General features: G+C 59.0%; 13 protein-coding genes and 1 pseudogene. 9 read left to right on the top strand and 5 right to left on the bottom strand.

Translation table 11 applies throughout. The annotated features are described in order from the left end of the window. Window positions 1-33 precede the first annotated feature (33 nt). Entirely contained in the window at window positions 34-795 is a 762-nt protein-coding gene (locus R2676_RS19760) for an SDR family NAD(P)-dependent oxidoreductase (protein ID WP_316887382.1), read from the bottom strand. Window positions 796-1241: 446 nt separating this feature from the next. Here R2676_RS19760 and R2676_RS19755 point away from each other — a divergent pair, with 446 nt between their 5' ends. From R2676_RS19755 to R2676_RS19725, 7 genes are all read left to right on the top strand, one after another. Beyond that, window positions 1242-1664 (top strand): hypothetical protein, encoded by a 423-nt coding sequence (locus R2676_RS19755; protein WP_316887380.1) that lies wholly within the window; start codon window positions 1242-1244, stop codon window positions 1662-1664. 84 nt (window positions 1665-1748) lie between these two features. Further along, window positions 1749-3224, top strand: a complete 1476-nt coding sequence (locus R2676_RS19750) for an LVIVD repeat-containing protein (protein WP_316887378.1) — start codon at window positions 1749-1751, stop codon at window positions 3222-3224. 4 nt (window positions 3225-3228) lie between these two features. Next, on the top strand, window positions 3229-4737 hold the full coding sequence (locus R2676_RS19745) for a hypothetical protein (RefSeq protein ID WP_316887376.1): 1509 nt from the start codon (window positions 3229-3231) through the stop codon (window positions 4735-4737). 39 nt (window positions 4738-4776) lie between these two features. Further along, window positions 4777-6411: an LVIVD repeat-containing protein gene (locus R2676_RS19740; protein WP_316887374.1), complete on the top strand. Its 1635-nt coding sequence runs from the start codon at window positions 4777-4779 to the stop codon at window positions 6409-6411. Window positions 6412-6485: 74 nt separating this feature from the next. Further along, on the top strand, window positions 6486-8129 hold the full coding sequence (locus R2676_RS19735) for an LVIVD repeat-containing protein (protein ID WP_316887373.1): 1644 nt from the start codon (window positions 6486-6488) through the stop codon (window positions 8127-8129). Window positions 8130-8201: 72 nt separating this feature from the next. Then, entirely contained in the window at window positions 8202-9542 is a 1341-nt protein-coding gene (locus R2676_RS19730) for a DUF6765 family protein (protein ID WP_316887372.1), read from the top strand. A 16-nt stretch (window positions 9543-9558) separates the two neighbouring features. Continuing rightward, complete coding sequence (locus tag R2676_RS19725) at window positions 9559-11049, top strand: hypothetical protein (RefSeq protein ID WP_316887371.1); 1491 nt, start codon at window positions 9559-9561, stop codon at window positions 11047-11049. Here the strand turns inward: R2676_RS19725 and R2676_RS19720 are convergent. The 4 genes and pseudogenes from R2676_RS19720 to R2676_RS19705 form a co-directional block, all read right to left on the bottom strand. Further along, window positions 11012-11947, bottom strand: coding sequence for a helix-turn-helix domain-containing protein (locus tag R2676_RS19720; protein ID WP_316887369.1), 936 nt, complete (start codon window positions 11945-11947; stop codon window positions 11012-11014). The genes R2676_RS19725 and R2676_RS19720 overlap by 38 nt on opposite strands. Before the next feature lie 439 nt (window positions 11948-12386). Continuing rightward, window positions 12387-12722 (bottom strand): annotated as a pseudogene (locus tag R2676_RS19715) (winged helix-turn-helix transcriptional regulator); the annotation flags it as partial. 226 nt (window positions 12723-12948) lie between these two features. Next, entirely contained in the window at window positions 12949-13239 is a 291-nt protein-coding gene (locus R2676_RS19710; RefSeq protein WP_316887368.1) for an H-NS histone family protein, read from the bottom strand. A gap of 351 nt (window positions 13240-13590) precedes the next feature. Next, window positions 13591-14394, bottom strand: coding sequence for a hypothetical protein (locus tag R2676_RS19705; protein ID WP_316887367.1), 804 nt, complete (start codon window positions 14392-14394; stop codon window positions 13591-13593). Between the two features lie 600 nt (window positions 14395-14994). Here R2676_RS19705 and R2676_RS26215 point away from each other — a divergent pair. After that, window positions 14995-15315, top strand: coding sequence for a hypothetical protein (locus R2676_RS26215; protein WP_410482520.1), 321 nt, complete (start codon window positions 14995-14997; stop codon window positions 15313-15315). Window positions 15316-16647: 1332 nt separating this feature from the next. Then, complete coding sequence (locus R2676_RS19695; RefSeq protein WP_316887366.1) at window positions 16648-17667, top strand: ParM/StbA family protein; 1020 nt, start codon at window positions 16648-16650, stop codon at window positions 17665-17667. Window positions 17668-17861: the final 194 nt, after the last annotated feature.

Below are 17861 nucleotides of genomic sequence, written 5' to 3'. Positions count from 1 at the left end.
GTGAAGCCGCTGGAAATCTTTTGCGGAGCGCGTCTACAGAAATGGATGACGACCATCGACGGGAAGCACTGTCCCCGTTGTGAATCTTAGTGCAACGGCAGTGAGAACTGCGTCAGCTACGTCCTCTGCATTCGCTACCCCGTCCAATGAGGTACGCCGACATTGAAGTTGTCGGAAGGATTGATCCTCTGATTTCCAGAAACCGATATCAGCCGCGTTAGATGACACCGATACGACCCTGATTCTTGGAGCAAGCGCCCTCGCCATCGACAGTGTCATGTTGTCGAGAGCGGCCTTGGAGGCGCAGTAAGCAATGTTGCTTCCCATCGCCGTTTGCGCAGCGGTGGACGAGATATTGATCACCAAGCCGTCGACGGCCCTCTCGAGCAGCGTGCGAAAGGCGCGAACCACCGCGAAGGGGCCACGGATGTTTGTCGAAAGAATATCGTCGAACAGTGCGTCATCCAGGGCGTCGAGGTCGTGATGCGGCACAACCCGCGTAGTACTCGCGCAGTTAACCAGAACATCGACACGATCAAAATAGTCAGCTACACATGCTGCACCCATCCGCAATGCCTGCGTATCGGTGACGGGCAGTGCTATCGGGAGATGCTGCGCTCCCACCGCCGTGGGAAGTGCTTCTGCTAGCGATAGCGCTGCATGGGGAGACTGGTTGAATCCGAGGACTACGCTGGCCCCGGCGGACGCAGCTGCCTCGCAAATTGCTGCGCCAAGACCCCCGGTCGCTCCGGTCACCACGAATGTGCGACCGCGAAGTGGCTGATGATTGGTCATGGTGGACTTCCTCGTTTGAACTGCTTCAGCGCAGCACCTAGCCGTCTGGTACGCCGAAGCGCCAGCCGTGACTGGGCGTGGTCTCGATCGCACTCACTATGCGTCGAACCACGCCTGCTCAGCCTTGGCACATGTATTGGTGTCCTGCAGAAAGAACAGCCACATGTCCACGAAGCTGCATTGAGCCCGGCGATTCTGGGTAGCGAAACTGACTGAACTCTTACTAGACCACGCTTTAGCGATGAGCCGATCACTATGGTTTCCCCTAAAGCAGTCGAGTTGCTACTGCTTTGGCATGTGATCGCGCATCGAGTTGGGGTTAATCAGTATGCAATTCCTCGATAGTCTGCAATAACCAAATATCTTTGTTCCGTAGCGCGCACTACCATCCTTCCAGCCAACTGGCAGGTTGAATGACAGCGCCACACGAAGCGGCGCGAGCGCTTATGGAACGAAGCACCAACACACAGCAAATGAAGCCATGGCAACGGCGCGGATATGTCGCGCTGATTGCCACCATAACGGCACTGCTGCTCACCTACTGTGCCGTGCGGCATCTGTCGTTTGCTTCGTCAAATCTCCCCGAGCAGCAGCATTTCACCGTCCACGTAGATCGAGGCAAGGCACCTTGGGAGCGGCCTGTCTTCGCGATTCGTGAAGGTGTACCCGCCCATATCAACGTGCAGTCGAAAGAGCCTGGCGTGTTGATGGTGCACGAGATACCCGGGGCCTTTGCCGCATGCGCGGCCGGGACCCAGCAATCGCTAGACATCGTTCCGATTGGCATTACAGGGCGCTTCTCGCTGCATTTCCATACCCAGACAGGTGAACAACTCGAACTCGCCACACTCGAGATCTATCCGCGATAGCAAGGGAGCATCGCGCGACATTTGAGCAGTCCCAGGCTTCTACTACGACAACTAATGGAGCAACGACTCCTAGGAGACCATTTCATGCGACGTTACCAGGCGCTAGCCACAGCCCTACTGGCGGCAGCGGCCATCGCGGCTTCTCTTGCGGCTTGCGGTGGCAATGACAGCCCCATCGCGACAACCCTCGCCGCTGATGACCTGCCGGAAACGGGCCTTCAGGGCCAAGTCCCCATCGCCGATCAAAACAACGGCCGCTCAGCGAGCGGCTATCGCAAAGGTATGACGCTCGTCGGACGGTCCACGCTGATGGATCGGGGCGGCAACATGCAACTGGCCTGGTACAAGAACTGCGCCTACGTTGACAACGGCTCGGCGGGCGATCACCCGCTTGAAGGTCTGGCCGTGCTCGATGTCAGCGACCCGACAAAGCCGTCCCTCGCCAAGATTGTCTCGAGCCCCACCGGGCGCAACAGTTGGGAAGGCCTAGAAGTCGGCCAGACCACCGGCGTCATGGTGGCGTTCGCAACGTCGCGCACGAATCCCATTTTCCCGAGCCTGTTCGGCGCAGACAATCCGAGCATCGATGCCATTGCCGCAGATGCGCTGGACGTCTATGACCTCTCGCAAGACTGCAAGAACCCGGTTCGCGTCGCAACGTTGAGCACGCGGGATCTGTTTCCCGGCGGCATGCACGGCTTAAAGATTTCTCCAGATGGCAAGACTGCCTATATTTCGACGATCAAGGGTTCTTCAGCGCCAGCATCGCAAGCCACGCTCGCTGCCGTCGATCTGACTGTGCCGTCATCCCCGAAGGTCATCGCGACCTGGAACTGGAGCGACGACCCGGACAACACCGGTGCCGAGGCCTGGCACGACGGCGACATCAGCCCGGACGGCAACACGCTCTACTGGGGCACCGGCGTCAGCTTCACGACAGAGCCGGTAAAACACACGGGCGTTCGCGCATTCGATGTCACGTCGATCCAGAACCGCTCCGCCAATGCGTCATTCAAGTTGCTCGGGAAAGTTGACTGGACGGACTGCGGAGACCAGCAGGGACACACGGTGCAATTCGCCACCGTCAATTCCGTACCCTATGTCTTCGCAGGCGCCGAGTGCACGGGGGTTCAGTACCACGTCATTCCCGTGAGCGATCCGGCTCACATGACGGTGGCGGCAACGTACATGACAGAAGCCAGCGATCCGAAAAACGCTGCTGCAGTCGCGGCCGACAACGTGACGTACTGGGGCCACTACACCGGCGTAGACAACGTATCGGATGCCACCACGTTGTTCGTCACGTGGTACGGCTCGGGCCTGCGCGCACTCGACATTCGCGATCCGCTGCACATCAAGGAATTTGCGTACTTCAACCCGCCGGCGCATCCGAACAACGTCTTCTGCGGCCTGATGTGTGCCACCAAGAGCGAGTACCTGATGAGCGACGTGCATTACGACACGAGCACCGGAAACATCTGGTTCGCAGGCGTGAATGGCGGCTTCTACGTCGCGCATATCACCGCGTCGGCCGGTTCAAACGGACTGAGCACGCATTGAACCGATGGCTGCCATGCCGCACCTGCGCCGCAAGCGAAGCCTTTTGTGCGGATACGCAAAAGGCTTCTCTGCCCTCGCCTGTGTTGTCCCGTCAGCGGTCCACGCCCATGCATTTGGCGCGACCTATACGCTGCCGTTGCCGCTCTGGCTTTACCTGTATGGCTGCATCGCCGCGCTGGTGGCGTCGTTTGCCGTTGCCATCGTCATCGGACAGGACGGCCGCTGGCTCCGCATGCAGCTTCAGGGGCAGCCGGGCACGCGCGCACTCGGCAATCAGCACATTGGCTGTACTGGTCCTGAGTGGCCTCGTGCCGCCTGGGTGATGGCGCTGCTCGTCTGCGCCGTAAGCGCGGTGGTCGGCTCACAAGTCGCCAGCGCGAACGTGAGCATGACGCTGTTCTGGATACTGTTCGTGCTGGGCTTCCAATATCTGTGCGCCGGCTTCGGAGATCTCTATGCAAGCGTCAATCCGTGGCGTACCGCTGCGCACATCCTGCGTGTCCCGCAGGCCCCCGTCAGGGCAACGCGGCACGCCGGCTCACGCGGCTACTACGTCGTGTTCGCTTTCTTGTACGGGCTGATCTGCATCGAACTGTTTGGAACGGGCAGCCCTCGCGAGCTCGGTATCGCGCTGCTCGCCTACACCGGGATCAATCTGCTGGGCGCCTTCGCCGTGGGCTCACGCGTCTGGTTTGCGAGCTTCGAGGCGTTTGCGGTCTTCTTCAACATCGTCGGGTCGCTCTCGCTGCTGCGCCCATCCAGGCGCGAGCTGAAGATCGTCGACCCGATCATGGTGCCTTGCGCCAATGGCAGCGTACTACGTGCGCCTCCGACCGGGCTCATGCTGTGCATCCTCTTCCTGCTGTCGTCAACAGCCTTTGACGGCTTTCGCGATACGCGCGCCTTTGTCGACCTCTACTGGGTGCACCTCTACCGGCTGCTCACCCCCTGGGTCGGCACGGACATCATCAAGTCGTTTCCGCTCCTGCAGTCGGGCTATCACGCATTGCAATACACCGCGCTACTGCTGTCCCCCCTGCCGTTTGCGTTGGTGCTATGGCTGGCTTGCCTGTGCGGCAAGGCCGTACTGCGGACGAACGTTTCATCGGTCACGCTCGCGCATGCCTTCTCTCCGGCGCTCATCCCCGTGGCTGTCGGTTACAACATCGCCCACTATTTCACATTGGTCGTGTCCCAAGGGCCGGACATCGTCCGGCTCCTTTCAGACCCACTGGGAAGCGGCTGGAACCTCTTCGGGACCGCGTACCACCACCCAACCGCCTTGATCCTGCCCGCAGACGCGGTCTGGCACATCCAGGTGGCCGCGATATTGATCGGCCACGTGGTGGGCATCTTGTGTGCGCACCGAATCGCGCTGCGCATCTTCGGCACGGGAAAGACGGCTGCCTTCAGCCAACTCCCCACACTCATTGTCATGCTGCTCTACACCACGTTCGGGCTTTGGCTGCTGTCGGCCCCGTTCGCGGGCGGCGGCATGGCTGTTGTTCGTTAAAAAAATCGACGCTCATGTCGAATACAAGAGGAGACAACCATGCAACTACCGATTCAGGTGGCGATCGCAATATCGCTTGGTACGCTCGTTCTCGCCGGCTGCGGCGGAGGGTCCGACGACACGGCGGCAGCCGCCACACCCACGGTATCCGTAGCGGACTACATCGTCCCCAAGGTGACAAGCTGCAGCCCCGGTGATACGCCCGAGACAGCGTTGCAAGGCCAGGTGCCGGCCGCGCTTCGGCAGGCCGGCTTTGGCGGTTTCAACTGCAACCTGAAACTCGTCGGCCAGCTCCAGGGGGAAGGCGCATCATGGTCTGCTGCAACCTACACCGACAAGAAAGGGCAAACCTGCTTCTATCACTCGACGATGGGCAGTCCGGCGTTCAACAATCCGGCTGCGCCGCCGCGCGTGAATCCGGGGGTACCGGTCATCAACATCACCAACCCCGCGCAACCCGTACGGGTCAGTTCACTGACCTCCACATCAATGATAGACCCATGGGAATCGCTGCGAGTCAACGTCGCGCGCGGGATCCTTGCTGCAGACAACGGTATCAATGGCGGCGGCGGCCCTGAAATTGATCTGTACGACATTGCTTCGGACTGCACGTCGCCACAGTTACTTGCCAGCGTTCCCGTCGGCACGGGTGCAGACGGAGGCATCGTCCCCGCCACCACGGCACTAGGGCACGAAGGCGGTTTTTCGCCGGATGGGTTCACGTACTACATCGGAGGAAGCGCTGCGAAGGCCTACTACGCTGTTGATCTGACCGTGCCGGCACGGCCAAAGATGATCTCCGCGATCAGCATGTCCGATCTGGGATTCGGAACGTATTCCCATGGTCTGTCCGTTAGCCAGGACGGCACGCGCGCGTACTTTGTCGGAGGAGGAAATGGAGGCCCGGCGGTTGGCATGGGTCCGCCTCCGCTAAACAACCCGAACGCGACTGGGGACAATGGATTCTTCGTCATCGATACCAGCGAGGTACAAAGTCGGCGCCCAAATGCACAAATGCGCCGAATCTCCACAGTGCCCGTCCGAGACGGCAGCTTCGCGCAACACGCACTCTCGTTTTCTGTAGGGGGCAAACCCTATCTTGTCGAGGTTGACGAAGCGGGATCCGCCGGGCTTCAAGACCCCGGGGCAGCAGGCGTAAAAACCGCCTGCAATGCCGGCGTAACACCGTTTCCGCTGGCACACATCTACGACATGTCAAGCGAAGCCTCACCCCAACTCGTGTCTGAGTTGCGACTGGAAACGCACGCAATCGAGAACTGCAACAAGGTCATTCCCGATGTCCTCGGCCTCACGACCTTTACGTATGGCTCTCACTACTGCAGCGTGGATAACCGGGAGAATGCAACGGCGCTGGCTTGCAGCTACTTCAACTCCGGCGTGCGCGTCTTCGACATTCGGGACCCGTCCAAACCCAAGGAGATCGCGTACTACAACCCGGCTTCGGCGAAATCCCCGGGCGCTGGTTCGGGGCATCTCATGTTCGGCCAGTACCGTGCAGGTGGTCCCGACTGGTGCAGCTCGCGCCTCGACTTCGACTTTGACCGGCATCTGTTGACCACTGCGTGCCAGGACAACGGTCTGCTCGTCATGGCATTCGAGAACGGCACGTGGCCATTCCCAGAAAGCACGAAAGCAACAGCCAGCGGCAACTAAACCGCAAAAACCGAGCGCGGCGACATTGACGCCGCGCCACATTGACATTTCTGGCAGTACAAGCGGAGACAAACATGCAAGTCTGGACTCGACTGGTGATCGCGTTATCGCTGGGTACACTCGTACTCACCGGCTGTGGCGGAGGCAACGACGACACCCCAGCCGCTACAACCACCCAACCGACCGTGTCCGTCGCAGACTACGTCGTTCCCAAGGTTCAAAGCTGCGCGACCGGCGATACGCCTGAAACGGCTCTGCAAGGTCAGGTGCCAGCGGCGCTTCGCCAGTCCGGCTTCGGCGGCTTCAACTGCAACCTGAAGCTCGTGAGTCAGGTTCAGGGCGAAGGTGCTTCGTGGTCTTCCGCCACTTACACGGACAAAAAGGGCCAGACGTGCTTCTATCACGCAACGATGGGTGCATCCCCAGCATTTACGAATCCGGCTGCGCCGGTGCGCGTGAACCCCGGAGTTCCCGTGATCAATATCACCGATCCCGCTCGGCCCATTCGGATCAGCTCATTGACGTCCACCGCAATGAACGACCCGTGGGAGTCGCTGCGCGTGAACACCTCCCGAGGGATCCTTGCTGCAGATAACGGGCTCGGTGGTGGTGGTGGCCCCGAAATCGATCTGTACGACATTGCCTCGGATTGCACCCAGCCCCAGTTGCTGGCGAGCGTTCCGGTTGGCACAGGGACTGACGGAGGCATCACTCCGGCCAACAAGCCCCTTGGCCACGAAGGCGGTTTCTCTCCGGATGGATTCACGTACTACATTGGCGGGGCATACAGCAAGTCCTACTTTGCGGTCGACCTGACGGTGCCAACGCAACCGAAGCTGATCTCCGCGATCACCATGGCGGACCTTGGAGTCCAAAGCCTTCCTCACGGCTTATCCGTGAGCCAGGATGGGACACGCGCCTACTTCGTCTCGGCGGGCAACATTGGCGCGATCGGTGGCACGGCAGCCCCGCCACTGAACGACCCCAATGCGACCGGAGACAACGGGTTCTTTGTCGTCGACACCAGTGAAGTGCAGAGTCGGCGCCCCAATGCACAAATGCACCGCATCGCGACGGTTCCGGTTCGAGACGGCAGCGTGGCCCAACATACGATCTCGTTCTCCGTGCGCGGCAAACCTTACGTGATTGAGGTGGATGAGGGCGGATCTGGTGGGATCCAAGACCCTGCCGCCGCAGGCGTCAAAACCGCCTGCAATGCCGGCATGACGCCCTTCCCGCTGGGGCACATCTACGACATGTCCAACGAAGCGGCGCCACAACTCGTCTCGGAGCTTCGACTGGAAACGCACGCGACACAAAACTGCGACAAGGTCATCCCCGACATCCTGGGCCTCTCGGCGTTCACCTATGGCTCGCATTACTGCAGCGTGGACAACCGTGAAAACGCCACGGCGCTGGCCTGCAGTTACTTCAACTCGGGCGTGCGTGTGTTCGATATCCGGGATCCATCCAAGCCCAAGGAAATCGCGTACTACAACCCTGCTTCGGCGAAATCCCCCGGCGCCGGCTCTGGACATCTCATGTTTGGCCAATACCGCCCGGGCGGCCCCGACTGGTGCGCTTCTCGTCTCGACTTCGACTTTGATCGACATCTGCTGACCACCGCGTGCCAGGACAACGGCCTCGTCGTCCTGTCATTCGAAAACGGCGCCTGGCCCTTCCCAGAAAGCTCGAAGGCGATCGAGATCGGCAACTGATACGCACGCACCACGCCCCTTCGTGGCTCGGCCCAAGGGGGCGTACCTAACGAGGTCAACACGAGCACCAACATGCAGCAAAGATTCAGCCTCCCGATATTGGTACTCCTGACCACGCTCGCGGCACCGCTGACGTGTGCCGCATTCGAATCCGATGTGCATTTCGGACTCACCTTGTGGCTGGCGAAGCAGGCCGGATTCGCACCCGGTGAAGCCGAGGCCATTGCCCTCGCCAATCAGCGCTTGGATGCGGGATCGATCGAATACATGACGTCCCCGCTGCAGTTTGCTTGTCTGTCGCGCTTTGCAGCGGATGCCTTGGATGCCCAGACCCGCCACTATCCGAGCGAGCATAAGGTTCCGGGTGGCGCGCAAAGCCGGCCCGTCGTGCCGGGAGGAACGCCAGCCCTGTCTCTGGTCGACACGGCACTGCACCGCGCCGATGGCGGTAAGGCTGCGTTCATGCTCGGCGAGTTCGGACGGTCACTTCATTCGCTGCAGGATTCGTGGGCACATCAGGGCACGCCATCCGTTCCGGACTGGAGCCGCTACGGAATCGACTGTGACGCGCGGTTGGCAATGGCCGCACCGCTCGATCGCGGCACACCACAGAGCCACGCCGCCGACCTCACATGGCGCTGGCCTGCCGATGTGGAAGACATGGCAAAGTCCACCTACACGCAGATGCTGCGCTACCCGAAGATCAACGGATCGCCCAGGCAAGCAGCCGGCTGGGAACAGGTGCGGCAAGCGCTTCCCGACTTTATTGGCGCACGAACAAAACGCGCCAAGTCGGACTGGTTCGTCGCGAACGGCATTGCCGACACGTCGTTTCTGGATGGCACGAGCCTGCCGGACGGCACTGCATGGAAAGCCGTCCGCTGGAAGGGCCGGCGCGATATTCCAACGCCGATGCCGCCGAGCGCGCAGTCCGGCGTGGAGACTGATCTCGTGAATTTCTATACGCGGTTCTTCACCGATTGGGTCACAACGTCGCCGGTGGACAAGCGCTGGCTCCCTGCGCTTTCAGTTGAGCACGCATCCAAGTCCGACCAAGCGCTGGTTGACCAGCTCACCGGCTGGAGACTGCGAGATCACGGAACCTATCTCGCCCTTGAGAACCCGGCACAGCAGGCCCGGCTTTCCTCGTCGCCGTTGCGTAACCGCACTGCATTCGAGGTCTACAAGTCACTGAACGCCGCTGTGCTCCCCCTCATCGTGGAGGGCGACAAGCCATCGCCGATTCTGCCGTTCATCGTTTTCCCATTGCCCGGTTCGAGCGGCGGCAGCAAACGTGCCGTAGCGCTCATCAAGCTGCTCGACGCGCCCCACGACACCATCGGCGTGATTGCCGAGAAGCGAACCGGGGCCGACTGGAAACTCACCGGCGTGATCTCCTCTGCGGACAACTGAGCAGGAAGACGTTGACATGATGGATGACGCTGCAAACGGCGCAACCCACGCGCCACGTAAAGCGGGTCGGCTGGCCCTCTGGTCAGCGCTGATCGTCGCCTGCGTGCCGGCATTGGCACACGCGCATGCCTGGAATATTCCGTACTACCTTCCGGTTCCACTCTGGCTGTATGCGTATGCCGCCACAGGCACGTTGATCATCTCCTTCATGGTCCTGGCCTTTGCATCCGGCAACAGGCTTGCCGATTCGCGGTCTCGCGCGAACCAGCGCAAGAAAGGCGTACGCATACCCGCTTCACTACTGCGAGCCGGACAGCGCGCGAGCGCGATCTTCGTTGTTCTGCTGATCGTCTCGAGCCTCGCTGGAACCCAGAACCCGTTCCTCAACCTCAGCATGTCGGGCTTCTGGATCTGGTTCTATCTGGGATCGGTCTATATCAGCGCGATGTTCGGTGACATCTATGCCTTCACCAATCCGTTCGCCCTGCTGTTGCGAGTCGCCGCGCGTTACTTCCCCACGCTTGAAACTGGGCGGTATCCCTACCCTCAATGCCTCGCGTGGTATCCGGCCCTGCTCGTCTATATCGTGCTCATTGCCCTGGAGTTGTTTGGGGCTGGCAGGCCAAGAGATGTCGGCCTGTTCCTGAGTGGATACGTTGCATATGCGCTCGCAGGTGCGTTCTGTTTTGGACGGGAGCGCTGGCTGCGCCAGTTCGACACGTTCGGCATGCTGTGCGGGCTGTGCGCCAAACTTTCGCCGCTCAAGTGGTCTGCCGCTTCAGGCGACGAAGTCACGATACAGCTAAGAAACCCCGTCGCCGACATCGCTCAGGAGAAGCCTTCGCACATCAGCGTGGTCGCCTTCCTTTCCTTCATGCTCGCCTCGACCGCCTACGACGGTTTGCGCGACACTGCGACCTGGAATGCGTTTTTCTGGCGCGGCGTGTACCCGTATCTCGTTCAGCTATTCCCATCGCTCGGAAAAAACTACGCAATGTCCGGCGAGGTGCTCCTGACCTGGCAATGGCTGACATTTGCGGCAATAGGCGTGGGGTACTACGGCCTGTTCCGAGGTTTCTGCGCGCTCGAAGCGATCGCCTCCCGATCGTCATTCAATGGCAAAGGCGTCGCACGGCAATTCTGCTTCGCGCTGTTGCCCATCGCGCTCTTTTATAACGTCTGCCACTACTTCACGCTGTTCCTGGATCAGGGCCGGAAGATCGCCGCGCTCGCGGCCGATCCGCTGGGGCTCGGCTGGAAGCTGTTTTCTATTCCACCCAATCAGGATTCCGCTGCACAGTCCCTGATCAATGCGGCGTACATCTGGCACGCCCAGGTCATCCTGATTCTCGTCGGGCACATCCTGAGCGTGTACATCACCCACGCGATCTCGATGAGGCGCATCAATCGCGCTGCAAGCACGGCCATCAACCAATTGCCGCTGCTTGTGCTGACGATTGCCCTGACGATCAGCGGCTTGTGGATACTCTCGCTTCCTCTGGCGTAGCGAGGATGGGGGACGGCTTGAGCTCGGACGGCGAGATGCCCCAGCGCTTGCGGAACGTCGCAGAGAAATGGCTAACTGTCGCAAAGCCACAGGCGAGCGCAGCTTTTGTTACATCGCATCGCCCGCTGGTGATCAGATCGCGCGCAGCCTGCAGGCGGTTCTCGATGATGTACTGATGCGGCGTCACCCCGTTGGCCTTCTTGAAGCTTCGGATGAACGAATAGAGATCACCCGGAAAGTCCACTGCATTGGCGACCGCCACAAGCGTCAATTCGTCTCGGAAGTTGCCTTGGATGTATTCGGCGGCCTTTTGCATCATGGGCCCGTGCGCGTACTCTCTCGGGCGCGGGCGCGATTCCAGGTACGCGATGCGCCGCAGTGCAGCCGCCCCGAGCGCTTCCGGGTACATCGGGCCCAGCGGCATTCCTGCCAGCGCATCTTCGTGAATCGCTCGGACGATCTGCATGAGCAAATCGTCACCCACGTCATATCGGGGCACGCTTGAGCCCGGCTGCCAATTCGCCTGCAAACCTGATCGCGCCAACCACGCCGAATCAAAGTGGACGGTGATCCACTCAATAGGCATCGACCATCGTCCAGAGAAGGAAAATCCGGGCGCAACATAGGCCAGCGGCGAGCGGAGGTGCAACGTGGACCACCCTCTACCCTCGCTTCGCAGCTCCACCTTCGCCTGCTTCGTCAGGTACAGGGTGAGCATCGTTCCGGTGGTCTCCATATTGATAAGTTCGGAGTCGCCGGCAAGGCAGTGGTCTACCGTGATCGGGGAAATGGAGGGCGCAATGGAATGCCGCTTCCATGTCGAGGGAGGCTCCCAGCGCGCTTGGCTTCCATTAGGAGCAATGGTGCACAGGCCTGGCATGTTCGTCGGGTTGCCCACGAATCCTCCTGGGTTCGGCATGCATTCTGGAAATTGCCCGACTCACGATCACCGTGCTCCGTGCATCTAGCAACTCTAGGCACCCATTCTTACTCGAGTCTTACCCATTTCTTGATTAGCGCCGAGGCCAGCATTAGTCATGCGGAATACCGAACCAGACCCTGTGGGTTATTGGTGGACAGACGCGGCAGCTGCCGAGGTTGGTCGGCGTCATGCGGGAACTCATGACCACTGCAGACATGCCAGCGCCACGGTTTCCACATCACGAAATTTTTGCAACGAAATTGACGAAATGGGTGGGGGGGTGGGGAGGGTAAAACGACCCCAACCTGGGGGGTATCACACAACGTCGAATTGCCCGAAAAACCTTATAGGATGCGCGCTTCGGGCTCCTCTGTGCGATAGTCTTGCGAACGGATTGTGCAACAGTGTTACAAAGCCGGACCTGGCGCCAGCGGCGAGCGAATGCAGCAACGCGATCGTAGGAGCCGGTGAAGCTCAAGGCACACAGATCAGTGTGGATCTGCTTGAGCGTGCGTCGTTGCTTGCGCGGCTTGTTGGCCTCGGTCTTGAGCCAGGCGGAGAGCTTGGCCGCGTGGCCGTCGAGCTTGCTTGGGCTCTGCCGTGCAGGATAGGCCGGTGCGGTGGTGTCAGCGCGCAGACAGCGCCTGACCGTGTTCCTGGAGATGCCCAAGCGCCTGGCGATCTCGCGCAGCGGGATCTGGTCGCGAAGGTGCCAGCGTCGAATGATGCTCAGTATGGCCACGTCGATCACTCCAATCTCCCGCTCGTTGCCGAGCGGGACAGTGTTCTATACGTGGGTCAACATTCGATGCAAAAACCTACCTCGGGTGGGTCAGGATTCGGTGCAAATCAACACTCTATCTTTACTGCGAAATTCCGCCTACGTGCTACCTGATTCGAATGGCTGCTCATGGCCGCGAACAGTCGGTCAATTTCTGGGCATGGCCTCCTGTCGCTAGGCCATGGTTGCAGCTGAATCAAGCGATCAAGAACTTGTCACGGTTTTTCCCGATCCATGCCGGAGCGCGGCCACGACCGGACCATGTGGCGCCAGTTTTCGGATCTTGATACTTCGGTGCCACGGTCGCCTTCTTCTTGGTAGCGCGACCAGGCTTCGACGCGAGACCAATGTCTTCTGCTGTCAGACCGTACTCTTCCACGACTTGGCGGACCTGCTGGATCACCGATTCAAGCTCTTTGACGCGAGCGCTTTCAAGTTGCTCTTCCAGCTTTGCCTTCTGTGCCAGCAGTTCCTTGTATGTGGCCATGTCCGATCCTTATCAGGGTTTTGGAAATCAGATCATAACTGAGGCTGGGAGGCCTGACCAAAAAATACCGCAACCGTTCCATTGGCTATATGCGCAAGCATGATGGGAAGACCCCCAAGTCATACTGAATGGCGAATGCTTGCCACAAAGCCAATCGGACGAGTGCGGACGCCGAAGCCGTTACGGCTCTCTATATTTGCGGCTCGACCAAGCAGCAGCCCCCTGAATTGAACCCTGAAATGCGCCACAGGAATTACTGCCAATATTGACTCTCCGCGACGAATAAAAATACGCGCCCTGTTGGGCGCGCACATGCCACCAAATCGCAGAAGCTGGGGACCTCAACTTGCCTTACTGCTCCACCCGATAAAAGGCAGAGCCGTCCAACTCACCAACGCTTACGAGATCGTTCGTGCTACCAAACAGCAATTGGGCCACATCCAGCTGAACTTCAAGCTCGTGCAGAACTTTTCGTCCGAACCTCTTTCCGCTCTCGGAAATAGCCTCCCTCTTGATAATGATCGGAAACGTGCACTCTTCAGTGATCCCGTGCCTTTCACAGCGATTCCGGAACTCCATCAGCATGGCGACCGTTACTTTCCCGATTGCTTTTGCCCACATGCGACTCAGCCCTCGATCACGCATCTCCGGAACGATGAAATCGGAACCCAGCTCAACATGTACCGCCGGGATCCCTTGTTCGAAAATCTGATCGATCCGTAGCTCTACAGTACAGAACCCGATCTCTACATTCTGGTCGCACAACACGAAGCAGTGCCGTTGGCTTGCTGACATTCCAAGCCCGGCTACGTGGTGGACGGACGTCTCTGGCCACGCTCCCGGCCTTGCCAGCAAGTCGTTCGTAGATGACGACCTCCCATCGAAATACGTTATTGGGTCATTCACGTCTGACACGCGAGCCTTTTCGTGAAGCGATCGGATCACGGCGGGCAACGTCTTTGACGGGTGACCGTTCGCGTAGACCACCATGGTCGCCTCGCCCAGGTAATTCAACTGCACAAACACAGGGCGCCCCGTCACCCCTTCGATCAAAAACGGTTCAGACAATGCATTAGCGACAGCCTTCGCCAGCGGCGACAGCGTAATCACCTCGCTGTCACTACCAACGTCAACCGAACTATCATGCTGCAACATAGGAAATCCTCCCGCCTGCCAATAAACATTGGCATATAAACGCGCAAGCTAAGGCTTAAAGAGCCAACGCCTGCATACCAAAGAGATACGCTTGTGGATACAAGCGCGCAACGCGATCAATGGAAAACTCGTGACTTCGATTGCGGACTGCCCGAAACCGATCGCAACGTAACGGACAAGATTCAGGGCTGGGATATGGCCGGCGACACTCGCCGATCCCGCCATTTCAGGATTTGTGGACTCGTCATTTTTTCAACACGCAGCAGATCCGAAAAACCTCGTCGTGGACAAAGCTTTTATAGGAAACAAGCTCAAGCTTGGGCGCGGCGCACAGGCGTTGTACACGCCGCGCCTCTCTAGTGCTCGTATTTGCTGGTGCTTGTGGGTGAAAGCCAGGTGGAGAAACTAGATCGAAGTTGGCCTAGCGATACGGCCCAGGACGACGATCAGCGAAACCTCTGGATCGCTTCACAAGACCACAAGATCTGATATTGATGTACATGCCGAACCGTGACGACTGCACGGTGGAGTTGAGATTTATCGAGGCTCAATCAGCCTGATAAATATTGACTCGACGACGGATCGGTCGAGAAGTGAATCATGCCGCTTATGCACGGCTACTTAAACAGTAGCACGGCATTTGACGGTAAAGCAAGCTTGGCAGAGAAATATCATGCAAATTTCCCCGGAGTACCAAGCCTGAAAGCGAAAATACCTTGGCCCACCCTTCCGGCAGGGGGTCGCAATATCATTCCCTACACCACGCGACTGATCGAGGCCGACATCGAGCCCTCGGTCGGCGGCCGCCACAACAGTTGCGTCAATGCGTTGGCACAAACCATCAGGGGGCTGTATGACAATACGGCTGTGTCAGGGCGACTGCTCTGCCTGTCTGTATTGTCGAAAACCGTTTCCACATAAAGCTGTCAAGACCACCCGTCTTGCGTCACAGCCTCGCTTATATGCAACGATTCTGGCGGCGTTTCACTCCGACTCCAGCCCCCTGTGCTAGACACCATGCGCTGCGGAGTAGCGCTGAAGCTCAACCCAAAGATCGGAGCCCGTGATTGAATGCCCCTCCTGCGTGGTAAAACAGTATAAGACCGACGCACACAAATGCCCCGCGTGTCGCCTCAGGCCTCTAACGATCTGCGTTTCCCGGCACCAAGCGAATTCGCCTCAAGCCTCCCGCCACCTCGACAGCATGAGCGTTGCGCAATGAGCTCGCAAAGCGCCACCTAAACGCCACTTAAATCTTGTCGATTTAAGAATCCCTGCTTTTCAGCCCACCAAGTGCCGCCAATGCGCCACTTGTCTACAGCCTCGGAAGCGCTATAGAGCATCGCCACAACCGGGCTTGCGGTCTGATGGCGTCGGTCGGTTCCACATGTATGGATCGTGCGACCACAAGAGAAACGGCTGTGTCAGGGTCAGTCGGCAAAGCGAGTCTCGCTTCAAACTCAAGCCCAACAAGCCTTTAGGCGTTCCAGCTATCGAAAAACGAAATCGTTAAACGCAACGAACGTGAAGATCGCCCGATCCCAGACTTGTAAGCAGCTCCTCATCAAATCGAAATTATCTTAAGGCGGCACTTGCCTAGTCGACCACATTGCCTTATTCTGAAAACTAGAAAAACCGCCGGTATGCCGGCATGAAGCTGATCGACTGCTCAGTTGATCGACACCCAGGCTTAACGGGCGCCCTACCTAGAGTGCCCCCCTGAAGCTAGGAACATCCAGACAACCTGGACGCGCAGATAGCACGTCGCAAGAATGTGCTGATCGCCGGGAAATTGCGATCACCCTGCTGTGATGCAATCCCGCCGGCGCCGAGCTCGACTCGAGTGATGTCGGCAACGACACTCACCAAGAAGCCCCGTCACCCGCAATTTCGACCCCGTGCCGTTCGGCGCGTTCGGGCCCTCAGATGCGCTGCCTTCTGACCGCGCTCAATAAGTCCCCCGCAATCCTCATCCAATCAAGTCTTCGCACGCAGGCCGCGCGCTCGCGAACGACGAAGAAAAAAGCAACATGGCGGCAAGTCGCGTTCCTGCGGGAACGCGCACGGCCTCGAGCCGATCATCTTTCAAAGCAGCGCAGGACAGTACAGACCAACTTGCATCGCGCTATAGCGGCTGCAACATACAGATCGACAACACGAAGGCTTGTGTTTGCAGACGACCCAATGACTTAGGTTGGGGCGCAGATCAATTTGCAGACCAGCTCAGACATTTCATAACCCATCGGAGGGCCCATGCGTACCGAACCTAGCTTCACAAATCGATCGACGACCCTGGGCGTGGACGTCGGTTACTCCTTCACCAAATATGCGTTCATGCACGACGGAAAAATCACCACGGGGAGCATGCCGTCGGTTGCGCGCCGCTTCGCCGAAACTACCTTTGAGTCAAGTCTGGAAGCCGTCGGTGCACGTGAGGCCGATCTTCAGATCGAGGTCAATGGAATGAAGTATCTGGTGGACACCACCGACGCCGAGGTTGTCCCATCAAGCATCATCCGGACCGAAACCGATGATTTCCCAACATCGAACGAATACTATGCCCTGCTCGGCACTACCCTCGTTCGTTGTCAACAAAGGTACATCGACGAGCTGGTGCTGGGGCTTCCTTTGCCAACGTACCAAATGCACGCACGGGGCTTGATCGAGAAATTCCGCGGCAGCCACGACTTTGGTCGTCACGGAACCTTCACCATCCGCAACGTTTCGGTTCTCCCCCAGCCGTTGGGAGCTTATGTGTTTTTGCGGTCGACACACCCGCAGGCATTTTCCGGTGATACGTCGTGCTGCATCGTTGATTCGGGCTGGAATACGACGGATACCTTCGTATCTTCGTCCAGCTTCAAGGTCGACCGAGCGCGTTGCGGCGGCTTGCAAGGCGGAGCAGCGATCGTGCTGCGAGAGATCGCAGCGCTGCTACAGCGCAAACATAAGGGCCGGTTCAGCAACTTGGACCGCATCGATCGGGCGATCGTAACCAACAAGCCGCTGATGCATAACGGTGAAGCGATCGACCTTCAACCGTTCCTTAACTCCGCGCTGCACGTCACGATCCCGATCGTGCGGTCAGTTTTGACCACCATCAAGACACGAGAGGATTTAACTGTGTTTGCGGCGGGTGGCGCGGCGCACTACTACTTGCCGGCGCTTCGTGAGACGCTCGGCGGTGAAATTAATGTCGTCGAGCAGCCTCGCTTCGCAAACGCGGTTGGCTTTCTACTCGCCGGCGAGGCCGCACTTAAGGGGAAACGATGACATTGCTGAAAGGCAGATTCACGGTGCACGAAGTGGAGGATGCCCATATAGCCGAAGTCCTCGCACTCGAGCCGTCCCCTCGCCGACGTTCGCGCTTGCTTGTCCGATATGCCAACCTTGGCCGCATGCTGGAGAAGATGCGATTGGCCGAAGGAGACGGCATTGGCACACGCTTGCGACCGGCTCTCGAAATC

This window comes from Ralstonia flatus, from assembly GCF_958439105.1.
Classification (GTDB): Bacteria; Pseudomonadota; Gammaproteobacteria; order Burkholderiales; family Burkholderiaceae; genus Ralstonia; species Ralstonia flatus.
The sequence above is the reverse complement of the archived record's forward strand: the minus strand, read 5'-3'. Positions and strand labels throughout refer to the sequence as shown.

Coding starts and splice junctions, on each gene's coding strand:
- R2676_RS19760 (WP_316887382.1), bottom strand. CDS start 795: ATGACCAATCATCAGCCACTTCGCGGTCGCACATTCGTGGTGACCGGA.
- R2676_RS19755 (WP_316887380.1), top strand. CDS start 1,242: ATGGAACGAAGCACCAACACACAGCAAATGAAGCCATGGCAACGGCGC.
- R2676_RS19750 (WP_316887378.1), top strand. CDS start 1,749: ATGCGACGTTACCAGGCGCTAGCCACAGCCCTACTGGCGGCAGCGGCC.
- R2676_RS19745 (WP_316887376.1), top strand. CDS start 3,229: ATGGCTGCCATGCCGCACCTGCGCCGCAAGCGAAGCCTTTTGTGCGGA.
- R2676_RS19740 (WP_316887374.1), top strand. CDS start 4,777: ATGCAACTACCGATTCAGGTGGCGATCGCAATATCGCTTGGTACGCTC.
- R2676_RS19735 (WP_316887373.1), top strand. CDS start 6,486: ATGCAAGTCTGGACTCGACTGGTGATCGCGTTATCGCTGGGTACACTC.
- R2676_RS19730 (WP_316887372.1), top strand. CDS start 8,202: ATGCAGCAAAGATTCAGCCTCCCGATATTGGTACTCCTGACCACGCTC.
- R2676_RS19725 (WP_316887371.1), top strand. CDS start 9,559: ATGATGGATGACGCTGCAAACGGCGCAACCCACGCGCCACGTAAAGCG.
- R2676_RS19710 (WP_316887368.1), bottom strand. CDS start 13,239: ATGGCCACATACAAGGAACTGCTGGCACAGAAGGCAAAGCTGGAAGAG.
- R2676_RS19705 (WP_316887367.1), bottom strand. CDS start 14,394: ATGTTGCAGCATGATAGTTCGGTTGACGTTGGTAGTGACAGCGAGGTG.
- R2676_RS26215 (WP_410482520.1), top strand. CDS start 14,995: ATGCCGCTTATGCACGGCTACTTAAACAGTAGCACGGCATTTGACGGT.
- R2676_RS19695 (WP_316887366.1), top strand. CDS start 16,648: ATGCGTACCGAACCTAGCTTCACAAATCGATCGACGACCCTGGGCGTG.